This is a genomic window from Undibacterium sp. JH2W, from assembly GCF_049340425.1.
In the GTDB taxonomy this organism is placed as follows: Bacteria; Pseudomonadota; Gammaproteobacteria; order Burkholderiales; family Burkholderiaceae_D; genus Undibacterium.
Window position 1 is genome coordinate 21,842 of record NZ_JBMPOT010000019.1, and the last position, 12,141, is coordinate 33,982.

The 12,141-nt window shown below is 51.0% G+C and carries 12 protein-coding genes; 10 read left to right on the forward strand and 2 right to left on the reverse strand.

Annotated elements, in window-relative coordinates; all coding sequences use genetic code 11:
- Positions 1 to 44 precede the first annotated feature (44 nt).
- A complete protein-coding gene (locus tag ACO0LC_RS23790; protein WP_423007974.1) occupies positions 45 to 455 on the reverse strand; it encodes a type II toxin-antitoxin system VapC family toxin in 411 nt (136 codons plus the stop codon).
- 5 nt (positions 456 to 460) lie between these two features.
- Entirely contained in the window at positions 461 to 703 is a 243-nt protein-coding gene (locus tag ACO0LC_RS23795; RefSeq protein WP_423007806.1) for an antitoxin, read from the reverse strand.
- A 233-nt stretch (positions 704 to 936) separates the two neighbouring features.
- Between ACO0LC_RS23795 and ACO0LC_RS23800 the strand changes: the two genes are divergently transcribed.
- The 10 genes from ACO0LC_RS23800 to ACO0LC_RS23845 all read left to right on the forward strand — a co-directional run bounded on the left by ACO0LC_RS23800 (position 937) and on the right by ACO0LC_RS23845 (position 12,063).
- A complete protein-coding gene (locus ACO0LC_RS23800) occupies positions 937 to 1,473 on the forward strand; it encodes a TlpA disulfide reductase family protein (RefSeq protein WP_423007808.1) in 537 nt (178 codons plus the stop codon).
- A 78-nt stretch (positions 1,474 to 1,551) separates the two neighbouring features.
- Positions 1,552 to 1,989 (forward strand): type II 3-dehydroquinate dehydratase, encoded by a 438-nt coding sequence (gene aroQ / locus ACO0LC_RS23805; RefSeq protein ID WP_423007810.1) that lies wholly within the window; start codon positions 1,552 to 1,554, stop codon positions 1,987 to 1,989.
- A 143-nt stretch (positions 1,990 to 2,132) separates the two neighbouring features.
- Complete coding sequence (accB, locus tag ACO0LC_RS23810; protein ID WP_423007812.1) at positions 2,133 to 2,585, forward strand: acetyl-CoA carboxylase biotin carboxyl carrier protein; 453 nt, start codon at positions 2,133 to 2,135, stop codon at positions 2,583 to 2,585.
- 112 nt (positions 2,586 to 2,697) lie between these two features.
- The gene (accC, locus tag ACO0LC_RS23815; protein ID WP_423007814.1) at positions 2,698 to 4,065 is read left to right on the forward strand and encodes an acetyl-CoA carboxylase biotin carboxylase subunit; all 1,368 of its coding nucleotides are present in this window, start codon (positions 2,698 to 2,700) and stop codon (positions 4,063 to 4,065) included.
- Positions 4,066 to 4,479: 414 nt separating this feature from the next.
- Positions 4,480 to 5,391, forward strand: coding sequence for a 50S ribosomal protein L11 methyltransferase (prmA, locus tag ACO0LC_RS23820; RefSeq protein ID WP_423007816.1), 912 nt, complete (start codon positions 4,480 to 4,482; stop codon positions 5,389 to 5,391).
- A gap of 7 nt (positions 5,392 to 5,398) precedes the next feature.
- A complete protein-coding gene (locus ACO0LC_RS23825; RefSeq protein ID WP_423007818.1) occupies positions 5,399 to 7,123 on the forward strand; it encodes a DUF3426 domain-containing protein in 1,725 nt (574 codons plus the stop codon).
- 124 nt (positions 7,124 to 7,247) lie between these two features.
- The gene (locus tag ACO0LC_RS23830; RefSeq protein ID WP_423007820.1) at positions 7,248 to 8,495 is read left to right on the forward strand and encodes a YjgN family protein; all 1,248 of its coding nucleotides are present in this window, start codon (positions 7,248 to 7,250) and stop codon (positions 8,493 to 8,495) included.
- Positions 8,496 to 9,554 (forward strand): M48 family metallopeptidase, encoded by a 1,059-nt coding sequence (locus ACO0LC_RS23835; protein ID WP_423007822.1) that lies wholly within the window; start codon positions 8,496 to 8,498, stop codon positions 9,552 to 9,554.
- Between the two features lie 175 nt (positions 9,555 to 9,729).
- On the forward strand, positions 9,730 to 10,986 hold the full coding sequence (locus tag ACO0LC_RS23840) for a YjgN family protein (RefSeq protein WP_423007824.1): 1,257 nt from the start codon (positions 9,730 to 9,732) through the stop codon (positions 10,984 to 10,986).
- A gap of 9 nt (positions 10,987 to 10,995) precedes the next feature.
- Complete coding sequence (locus ACO0LC_RS23845) at positions 10,996 to 12,063, forward strand: M48 family metallopeptidase (protein ID WP_423007826.1); 1,068 nt, start codon at positions 10,996 to 10,998, stop codon at positions 12,061 to 12,063.
- The last annotated feature ends 78 nt before the right edge of the window (positions 12,064 to 12,141 follow it).

Consider the following 12,141-nt stretch of genomic DNA (forward strand, 5'->3'; position numbering starts at 1 on the left):
TGTGAGCGTAGTATAAGAATCAAGCATCAGGAACGAATAATCGCTCAGGTCTGGCTGATCCAGTCCTCAATGCCGAGTGCATTATTGGGTATCAGGGAAAACGCTTTATCATGACTGACCAGACGGGCTTTTGCTGCAATGGCATGGGCCGCAATCATCATGTCGAGTGCACTAAGGACTATGCCGGATGCGGTGCAAGAGGCTCGCAAGTCGGCATAGTTGATGGCGGCCGTACTGTCCCAGGGCAGTATTTCTACGCGCAAAAGAAACTCGTTGACCAGGTTGCTTAAGGTTGCCGGGTAGCCCTTGCGCGCCAACCCATAACGTAGTTCGGCCTCGGTAACTACCGAGATCACGAGACTGTTCATAGGTAGAGAGGCAAGGCGCTGGCGAACTTCCGGGAAATTGCCCTTGATGATATAGCTTGCCATGTTGGTATCCAGCATGTAGCGCATATTACTCAAAGCAAATCCCTTTCTTCTGCAGGCTTGTCGTCGCGCTCAGACATAAAATCTGCTGGAATATCAACGCCGTCGGCCATGGTGAAGAAGTCCGCCCATGTCACTGGTTTGGGTGAGAGTATGACTTCACCTGTGTCAGGATTGCGGCGTATGAAAACTTCTGTGCCCTGGAAGCGGAATTCCAAAGGCAGCCTTACTGCCTGGCTGCGGCCAGTTGTGAATAATTTTGCGGTAGATGGCATTCGCTTCCCCTGTCATGGTATGTATCAAAAGTATATATCAATTCTTTGAAATGGGTGTTGGTATGTATCGGTGATATATATCGCTTTCTTGCTTTTAGGGTAACGGTGACTGCTTTGGTATCCGGTGCCGAGTCACCATTTGCCCAGCATCGCTTACTTATGCAGCATAAATCCCCCAGCTAAGCTAATATCCCTGCCTTGAGCCGCGATGCCGGTTTTATGTGAGTGTGTCTATGAATAAGAAGTTTATTGCCCTGGCGGTAGTGCTGGGTGCTGTGTTTGCTGGTTTGGGGATTTATGCGGGTAATCTTCAGACCACCCCCAAGCCGCCAGCCGATAAGGCAGTGGCACAATTGATGGCGCAGCAATTCAAGGATGTGGAAGGCAAGAGTCAGACCTTGGCGCAGTGGCAGGGCAAGTTCCTGGTCGTTAATTTCTGGGCAACCTGGTGCGCGCCTTGTGTGCAAGAGATGCCTGAATTGTCGAGCTTGCAACAAGAGTTCAAGGGCAAGCCTGTACAAATCCTCGGGCCTGGCATCGATAGTCCCAGCAATATTGCCGAATTTTCAAAAAAATACCAGATCAGTTATCCCTTGTTTGCGGCGGGCATGGAAGGTACGGAATTGTCGCGTCAATTGGGAAATGCGGGAGGGGGCTTGCCGTTTACTATTCTGATCAGCCCTGATGGCAGGGTGTTGAAATCTTACCTGGGTCGCCTGAAGATGCAAGAATTGCGCGCCGATATTGCCAAATTTTCTTTGGAAAAATAGAAGTTGCTTCGTTTTTCCTTGCCAATCTGCGCTGATTAACGGCAAAATGCGGCCATCTTCGTCAAATTGAATGTGACTATGGCGCGCAAACTATTGCTGCTGAATGGCCCCAATCTGAACCTGCTCGGTACACGCGAGCCTGCTACCTATGGCGCCACTACCCTGGCAGAGATAGAAGCAGCAGCACAGGATCAGGCAAAAGCAGCTGGCGCAGAGTTGTCATTTTTTCAAAGTAATCATGAGGGCGCGTTAATTGATCGCATCCATGCTGCCCGTAATGAGCAAGTCGATGCTATTATCATCAACCCTGGCGGCCTGACCCATACCAGCGTCGCCTTGCGGGATGCTTTGGCAGGGGTGGCAATACCGTTTATTGAAGTGCATATCTCGAATGTGCACCAGAGAGAAGCCTTCAGGCATCACTCTTTCTTGTCTGCAATCGCCAAGGGCGTGATTTGTGGCCTGGGTGCCGAAGGTTACCGTCTGGCGATTGACTTTTCATTAAAAAATATTTAAATTCTTGCATCTTCGCGTAATTTGCTGATAATGACAGCCTATTTCGTATATAATCCAATCTTCGATGGCATCATCAGAGCTGTTTTCATGCTCGGTGGTGCGTCTCAATTAATTCAGAACCACTTTTTTCAAGGGGATTCCACATGGATTTAAGAAAACTCAAGACCCTGATCGACCTAGTAGCAGAATCAGATATCGCTGAACTGGAAGTAACAGAAGGTGAAGGTAAGGTCCGCATCGTCAAGTCTTCTGCGATGCCGCAAAACCAGGTAGTCATGATGCAACCCCAGCATCAAATGATGCCAGCTGCAGCGCCTGTCGCCACAGCAGCACCAGTGGCAGCGGCCCCAGTCGTGCCGGATGGTCATATTGTCAAATCTCCCATGGTCGGTACTTTCTACCGTTCCTCCTCTCCAGGTGCTGCGCCTTTTGCTGATATAGGCAAGAGCGTCAATGCTGGCGACACCCTCTGCATTATTGAAGCGATGAAATTGCTGAATGAAATCGAAAGCGATTTCAGTGGCACTATCAAACAGATTCTGGTTGAAAATGGTCAGCCTGTAGAATACGGCCAGCCGCTGTTCGTGATTGGCTGATCCAGGCGCGCGTGCGCGAACTGACTGTCGATTTGCCCGTGTTGAGGGCAATCATACTGGACAGGGTTTTCTGCTCACGCAATTGCAACCATTGCCACCGCAAAGTTAAATCATGTTTGAAAAAATTCTTATCGCCAATCGTGGTGAAATCGCGCTACGCATACAGCGCGCTTGCCGCGAGATGGGTATCAAAACCGTGGTCGTACATTCTGAGGCTGACCGCGAAGCAAAATATGTGAAGCTGGCCGACGAATCTGTTTGCATAGGCCCGGCTCCGTCGAATTTAAGTTACCTGAGCATGCCAGCCATTATCAGCGCCGCTGAAGTGACGGATGCCCAGGCTATCCATCCAGGCTATGGCTTTCTGTCTGAAAACGCCGACTTTGCCGAACGTGTAGAGCAATCCGGTTTTGTCTTCATCGGCCCGCGTGCTGAATCCATCCGTTTGATGGGTGATAAGGTATCCGCCAAGCATGCCATGATCAAGGCAGGCGTGCCTTGCGTGCCCGGCTCTGAAGGCGCCTTGCCAGATGATCCCAAAGTCATTGTACAAACTGCCCGCAAGGTCGGTTACCCAGTCATCATCAAGGCCGCTGGCGGTGGTGGTGGTCGTGGCATGCGCGTGGTGCATACTGAAGCTGCTTTGCTTAACGCCGTCACCATGACCAAGTCAGAGGCGGGTGCAGCGTTTGGTAATCCAGAAGTGTATATGGAAAAGTTTCTGGAAAACCCACGTCACGTGGAAATCCAGATTCTGGCTGACCAGCATGGCAATGCCATCTGGCTGGGCGAGCGCGATTGCTCCATGCAACGTCGTCACCAAAAAGTGGTTGAAGAAGCACCAGCTCCTGGCATTCCACGCAAGATCATAGAAAAAATCGGCGACCGTTGTGCTGCTGCCTGCCGCAAGATCAATTATCGTGGCGCGGGTACTTTTGAATTCTTGTACGAAAACGGCGAATTCTATTTCATAGAAATGAATACCCGTGTACAGGTTGAGCATCCGGTGACAGAAATGATTACGGGCGTCGATATCGTACAAGAGCAAATCCGTATCGCTTTCAATGAAAAACTGCGCTTCAAGCAAACCGATATCATGCTCAAGGGCCACGCCATAGAGTGCCGTATCAATGCCGAAGACCCGTTCAAGTTCACCCCTTCGCCAGGGCGTATTACATCATGGCATACACCGGGTGGCCCAGGGATACGGGTGGATTCACATGCTTATGCCGGTTATTTCGTGCCGCCAAATTATGATTCCATGATAGGCAAGGTCATTGCCTATGGCGAAACGCGCGAACAAGCGATACGCCGCATGCAGATCGCTTTGTCAGAGATGGTGGTTGAAGGTATACAAACCAACATCCCCCTGCACCGCGAACTGATGATAGATGCGCGCTTTATTGAAGGTGGAACGAATATTCATTATTTGGAACACAAGTTAGCGGATATGCCGGAGTTGTCGAAGAAAAGTAAGTAAGAACTTAAGACCTCTCAACACAGAGTCACGAAGGATTGTAGGTTGGGCTACGGTTTACCAGCCCAACACTCGGCGCTTGAATAACGTATACGTTCGTTGAGGCCAAGTGTTGGACTGATGAAGCGTAGCCTAGCGAGGCCCGGCCCAACCTACGAAAATAGGCGGGATGTAAAAATTCCTTGAAAAAGAAGCACAGAGAAAACACAAGTTTTTCCCTGTGCTTTTGGCTTTGTTATAAAGCCTCTGTGGTAAGCTTTTTGCTATTGAGATGTTTAATGTATTAAATAATCACCGCATACTCAAATTGTTGAGTCATGCAGAGCTTGAGATGAATTTCTTTCTCTTGATTTTCTCTGTGTCTCTGTGGTGAGCCTTTTGGTTTGGAAGTTTAAAAGTTGCATTGGAATTTGTGATATGGGCTGGATAGAAATAGTCATAGAAGTAGCGCGTGAGCAGGCTGAGGCTTTGTCGGACGCTTTGATGGATGCGGGTGCCTTGTCGGTGTCCGTGGAAGATGCCGATGAAGGTACGGATGCTGAACGCCCTTTGTTTGGTGAGCCAGGCATGGAGCCTGACGAAGCTGCCTGGGATCGTAGCCGCGTAGTGGCGCTCGCTGATATCGATGCCGATCACGCCGAACTGGTGGCCGAAGCTGCTGCCGCTATCGGCCTGACTGTCGTGCCTGCCTATATCACCCGTAATGTAGAGGAGCAAGACTGGGTGCGCCTGACGCAATCGCAGTTTGCCCCTATCCATATCGGCAAGAATATCTGGGTTGTGCCTAGCTGGCATGATGCGCCTGATCCTGATGCCCTGATCCTGGAACTTGATCCTGGCCTGGCCTTTGGTACTGGCAGTCACCCCACCACCAAGCTGTGCATGGAATGGCTGGAGGCGCATGCACCCAAGGACTTGTCGGTACTCGATTATGGTTGCGGTTCCGGCATCCTGGCTATGGTCGCCAGCAAGCTGGGTGCGGCCAGTGTGATTGGCGTGGATATTGATCCGCAAGCCATAGAATCTGCGAATTTCAATGCTGAACGCAATAATTGCCAGATAGAATATGCATTGCCAGAAGGTTTTGGTGCTGCCCATCCGGCCTCCCAGAAATTTGATGTGGTCGTGGCGAATATCCTGTCCAGCCCGCTCAAGTTGATGGCCCCGATGCTGGCTGGCCGTGTCGCCCCTGGCGGCTCGCTGATACTCTCAGGTGTGCTGGCAAGACAGGCCGACGAAGTTGCGGCAGCCTATGCGCCCTTCATCAAGCTGACCGTCTGGGCTGAGCATGAAGGCTGGGTCGCGTTGTCAGGCTCTTTGAGTAACTGAGGCGACTATGGCACTGGCGACCCGCTGCCCCCACTGTCAGACTGCCTTCAAGGTAGCCAATGATCAGTTGAAATTGCATGCGGGCCTGGTGCGTTGTGGCTCATGCCAGCAAACTTTTAATGCCGTAGAAAACCTGATACCGGCAGAAGCGCCGCAGCCTGCGCCAGTTACGGCCAAGCCTGCCAGTACGACAATCATAGCCGCACTATCACCAGTGGTCGCCAGTAGCACGTCAGCTGCCCCTGCTCAGGCACAACTGGCTGCTGGCCAGCAGCCAATTGCACAAGCCGCATCGGTAGAGTCGGCTGCGCCTGTTGCCATGAGTGAAGTCAAGGCTGAAATCAGGTCTGAAGTTACGCAATCCGCCAGCCCTGCGCCGGAAGAAATAAAAACACCTGCTCCTGTTGCACCCAAGCCAGCAACTCTGCCCGCTAACCCTGTTCCGCCAGTGACACTGGCTTCTGAGGTTACGCCGACGGTAGTTACGGCTACTCCGGCGACTCCAGCCAGGCAAGAAGTCTTGCCAACAGCGCCAGCGACCAAGCCAGAGAAGCCTGTAGTCGTAGCCAGGCCTGCCAGCGCCACGGCCAAGCCGGCAACTGAAGTATTGGCCGCCATCAGCAAGGCTGAGCTGGAGTTTGAAGCTGAGACTTTTGACATGCCCAGGGATGTCAAGGTAACGCACCAGCCGGCTCCTGTTCCTCAGGCATTGCCGCCAGCAGTGTCTAAACCGACGATTACCAAAGTTGAGCCGGCTAAGCCAGAGGCTGTACCCAGTAGTGCTTCTGCGCTTGAATTTGACATGGGTAATAGTGGTCTTCTCTCATCTGAGGAGGAGGTGTATGAAGCTGATGTCGCCCGTGTTGAACTGGAAACCCGCGCCGCGCTGATGGATCCGCCAACAGCCGACTGGTCTGTCAGTGAAGTGGCTGAAGAGCAAGTCAAGAAAGTCGACAAGCAAAACAAAAAGGCCGACCAGGCAAGTGCCTTTGCACCGACGGAAATACTGTCACCCAATAGTGTCACCAAGGTGTGGCGTCACAAGGATCATGGCGAATTGGCAGAGCCTGGCGATGCCGTTTCTCTCAATGATGCCGTGGACGAAGTTAGCAAGCAGGAAGCTTATATCGATGCTGCCGAAGCGGCATTGGCCCAGCAGGCCGCCATCAATGAAGATTCCAGCAGCGATGCCGAAGCCGAACAAGATAAACCGAACTTTGTCATCCAGGCCGAAAAGCAGCGTGCCCGCAAGCGCATGGCCAATATCATGCTGGGCTTGATGATAGTCTTGCTGATCCCACTCCTGTTGGGGCAGTCAGCCTATATTTTCCGTAACCAGCTTGCTGTCAGATTGCCAGAAACCAGGCCCTGGTTGCAGCAAGCCTGCAAATATCTGAGCTGCCAGGTGGCTTTGCCAGCACAGATAGAAAAGATCATTGTCGATTCCAATGAATTGCAAAACCTGGCTCCGGAACGCAATGTCTTTATGCTGGTCATGCAAATCCAGAACCAGAGCGATGTGGTGCAAACCTGGCCCAATATAGAATTGGTCTTAAACGACATCAAAGACAAACCCTTGCTGCAACGTGCTTTTACGCCCACCGAGTATCTGACGGAAAAAGACAAGCTGGAAAAAGGTTTTGCAGCAGGCAGCGAGCAAAGCATTAAATTGTATTTTGAATTACCTACACTCAAAGCAGCAGGCTTTCATGTGGGTGTGTTTTATCCATAATGTGGCTAGCCAGCATGCGGGCTTTACTTTACGGGTCGAAGCGTTGTTAAAAATTACATGCAATTAGAATCTGTGTTATTTTGTTATCTTATTTCACAGATACCCATTTCACCCGTCTTGAGCAATGCAAATTCACACAGAAGCAGAAGTCTGGCTACCCACAGTTCCCCTTGCTGATTATCATGACTGGAATAATGAAACTGGCGCACCAATGTCCGCAGCAGAAGTTGCGACTACGGCCAGCATTGCCAATGAGGTCGTGGTGCCTGAATGGCAAAATCCAGTGTTTACTGGTACGGGCAAAGAATATTTTCGTATCTGGATAGTTAATCTTTGCCTGAGTCTGGCAACATTGGGTATTTATTCTGCCTGGGCCAAGGTCCGGCGTCTGGAATATTTCGACCGCAATACCAGTTTTGCTGGCGGTGGTTTCAATTTTCATGGTGAAGCCAAGACCATATTGCGTGGCCGCATCGTGGCAGTGATTTTGCTGTTCTGCTACCACTATCTGTTTACTTTTTCCAAAAGCCTGGCCCTGACTTTTTTTATCTTTTTTTTGCTGGGCATACCCTTCATGATGCGCAGTGCGCTGCGTTTTCGTCTGCACCAGACCAGTTACCGTGGTCTGCGTTTTCAGTTTCATGGCTCTATACAAAATGCCTATGCCGCCTATTTTCCGGTGGCCTTCGTTTTCCTGTTGCCGGGTCTGTTTGGCGTGCTGTTTCCTGAAGAGTCATACGTGGCGGGCCTGGCATTCATAGGCTATCTTTATTGGCCCTGGTTGCATGCGAGGATGCGCATATACCAGCATGACAATATCAGTTATGGCAATTTGCGCGGCAGTTGCGATATGAAAAGCGGGGCTTTCAGCTGGAGCTATGTCGGGGTATTGCTGGCGCTGGTGTGCGCTGTCTTTTTGGGTTTTCTACTGATAGGCGTAGCGTCCATGGTCTTGCAAAAACATGGTGGCAGCCTGATGCAGTATGTGAGCCGCCAGGAAGCATTTTATTTGCTGCTGGGTTTCGTCATGTCCGTGATCTACGTTCTTGGGGCGCTCGCCTGCATCAGCTATATCCAGGTCGTGGCCTGGAACAAGTCCTGGGATAGCACCAGTTTCCCTGGGGTAGATATAGATTCTGTGCTGCCTTACCGACCCTATTGGCTACTACAGGTGAAAAATTTCTTTTTCACTTTGTTCAGCCTTGGCCTGTACCGGCCATTTGCCATCGTCGCCATATATCGTTTCCGGCTGGCGCATATGCGCCTGCGTTCTGAAGACCTGGATCAAGTGCAGGCGACCAGGAAAGTCGGGCAAGCCCAGGCCACGGGCGATAGCTCAGCCGATATGTTTGGTTTTGATTTATCCTGGTGAATGATGATTAAAGCCAATTATTTCGACCACCGCCAAAGCCTGATACAGAGTATTTACCTGGACTTGCAAGAGGGTGTCGTCAATGTACTCTTTGAAGGTAAGACTTTCCCTGTAAAAAAAGCCAGGCTGAAAGTGGCCGAGCCTTTCGAGCATGCGCCCTGCATACTTAATTTTAGCGATGGCAGCCATTGTGAAATCCATGACAAGGCCGATCAGCAAACGCTGCTTGACTACCTTAACTACCAGCCCAGTCTGGTGCAACGCTGGCAAAAACAATGGAAGTGGGCACTGGTCGCCATTGTCATCATGGCTGCCATATTGCTGATAGCAAAAGAATGGGGTGTCCCCGTCCTGGCGGACAAGATTGCGGCCCGTTTGCCTACCCGTTATGAGCAGTCGCTGGGGACGGAAATCATGAAATTGCTGGACAACACTATGCTCAATCCCAGCCGCCTGAGCGAGGTGCGTATCAATCAGGCGAAGGAGGCGATATTGCGCGTCTTGCCTGCTCATGCCCGTATTTCCATCCACCTTGAAGTCAGGCATGCGCCGAAAATCGGTGCCAATGCCTTTGCCCTGCCGGGTGGCACCATAGTCGTCACGGATGACATGATACGTCTGCTCAATGGAAAAGAAGAGGGTGAACTGAGTCCTGAACAAGTCGAGGAACTGGCGGGTGTACTGGCCCATGAAATCGGCCATGTAGAAGGTAACCACGGCATGCGAGGCCTGGTGCGCGACGCCATGGTGACGGTGATTGCTGGCAGCCTGTTTTCAGATTTCAGTTCGGTCGTCAGCCTGGCGACGGCAGGTATCGTGAATAAGAAATTTTCACGCGAAATGGAAACCGAAGCCGATGACTATGCCATCAAGCGCATGAAAGAAGTCAATATGTCACCTGTACGCTTGGCCAATGCGCTGGAACGCATGGAAGACCAGCACAAACGCGAGCGCGAGCAAGATCAAAACTCTTCGACGGGCAGACAAATCAGTCAATACATGTCCAGCCACCCCGCAACAGCAGACCGGGTAGCTCGCTTTCGGGCGGCGGCACAATAATGTGTGTGGTATGGGGGATGCGCAGGCAGGATTTGATCGTCGGCACAACCGTATAGTCACTTACGCAACAGCAGTCGAATAAATTGTGTAACAAAATTTTACATATTCATGCGTCTCATGTTATTTTGCAACTTTCCCGCCAACAGGGCGAGATATAGTCCATAAAGATTCAGGCATGCAAATACAAACCGAGGCCACAGGGATGTGGCCAACTGCGTCAGATACCCAGGCCGTAACGACTATTCCAGACCATCATTCAGCCGCAGTCGCCAATACCGTGGCAGCGACAGAGCAGCAAACGGAATACAACTTGTCATTCACCGGTACGGGTAAAGAATACTTCCGTATCTGGATAGTTAATCTCTGCTTGAGCCTGGCGACCCTGGGTATTTATTCGGCCTGGGCGAAAGTGCGGCGGCTCAGCTATTTTGATCGCAATACCCAGTTGAATGGCGCAGCCTTCAATTTTCATGGCGATCCCAAAATCATATTTCGCGGCAGGGTGATCGCAGTGATACTGCTGTTTTGTTATCACTATCTTTTCTCCCTTTCAAAAACGGTTGCGCTGAGCCTGTTCTTCATTTTCCTGTTGGGAATCCCCTGGATCATGCGTAGCGCTTTACGTTTTCGTTTGCGCAATACCAGTTATCTTGGTCTGCGTTTTCAATTTCACGGCGCATTGTCAGATGCTTTTAAGACCTATACACCGTTAGGCATGATGGTTTTATTACCGGCTTTGGTCGGTGTATTAATTCCGCATCGACCGACCACGCTGCTGTATGCATTTATTCCTTATTTAAGCTGGCCCTGGTTGCATGCACGCATGCGCATGTACCAGCACAAAGAGCTGGCCTTTGCTCAATTGAGGAGTAGTTGCAGCCTCACTAAGGGATCTTTTTTCCTGTCTTATTTCATCATCGGCCTGAGCTTGCTGGTCTTTGCCATGCTGGTTGGTATGGGCGCTGCGGTTTTCTTTGCTTCGCTCAAAAATCAGGCAATGAGCAACTATCAGATTTTTATGGAAACCTATGGCTGGCTCCTGGTTCCGGTGGGATTCGCGGTGGCTGTCTTGGCCTATGCCATCCTCCTCAGTGGCAGCACTTTATTGCAAGTCAAAATCTGGAATAAGTCCTGGAATGCCACCAGTTTTCCGGGTGTAACGATAGATTCGCATCTGCCTTACAAAGCGTATTATTTCTTGCAGATGAAAAACCTGTTCCTGACCCTGCTGACGCTGGGTTTATACCGGCCTTTTGCGGTAGTGAATGTCTATCGCTTCCGTTTACAGCATGTCACGCTGAAAGCTGCTGGCCTTGAGCAAATACTCGCAAGTCAGTATGCACAAGCAGCGCTGGCAGGGAAATCAGGCCAGGTTGGCCAGGCCAGCGGTGAGAGCAGTGCAGATTTGTTTGGTTTTGATTTATCCTGGTAGAGAGCATTTATGATACAAGCACATTATTTTGATCATCGCCAGGCTTTGCTGCACAAGGTTATTCTGTATTTTCAGGCGAGCGGTATCAGCCTGGCAGGTGAAGGTATAGACAGGCAGATAGACAAGAGCCAGTTGCAACTGGAAGAAGCTTTCCAGGATGCCCCATGCGTACTTAATTTTGCTGATGGCAGCCATTGTGAAATTTATGGGCAGGCCGACAAACAAAGCCTGCTGGCCCATCTTGGCTATACGCCATCCATCATAGAACGCTGGCAGCACAGATGGCAGGCAGCCTTGCTGGCCATCATCGTCATGGCCGGTATCTTGTTCTCGGCGTATAAATGGGGTGTACCTGTATTGGCAGACCGGGTTGCGGCCCTCGTTCCCGTCAGTTATGAGCGTCTCCTCGGTAGCGAGATCATTAATTTTCTCGATCAAACCATGCTCAAACCGAGCAAGCTCGATGACCGCACCATAGCGCAGGCCGAACAATTATTGCGTCGCCTGCGCCCTGAAGATGCCTATGTGCCGATACACCTGGAAGTGCGCGATGCGCCAGGCATAGGCCCGAATGCCTTTGCCTTGCCGGGGGGAACTGTGGTCGTGACGGATCAGTTGATTACCCTCATCGTTGGTCATAGTGGCAATGAGTTGACTGGCTTTCTGGCGGATGAATTATCGGGCGTGCTGGCCCATGAGATCGGCCATATACAAAACCACCATGCGGTGCGCCGTCTGGCGCGTAAAGGCTTGGTGACTGTCGCCGCCGGTAGTTTGTTCGGTGATTTCAGTTCAGTAGCAGCGCTTGCTCCGGCAACGCTGATAGGGCAGGAATATGGTAGGGAGATGGAAACTGAGGCTGATACTTATGCCATTGCTGCTCTCACAAAGAGAAATATTTCACCCACACATCTTGCGGATGCGCTGGAAGAAATGAGTAATAATCGCAAACGATCAGGAATAGATGCGACCCCGAAATGGTTGCGCGCGGTTTATGGCTATACCTCCAGTCATCCGGCGACGGACGAGCGCATTGCCCGTTTTAGAGAAGCAGCGGCAGCGATGGAGCAGAAATAGAACCAAGTCCCTGGCTGGTTACGAAAAATGCCGCAAGCTACGATGACATTGCTGACTTTTTCTATTAGGACTTACGCA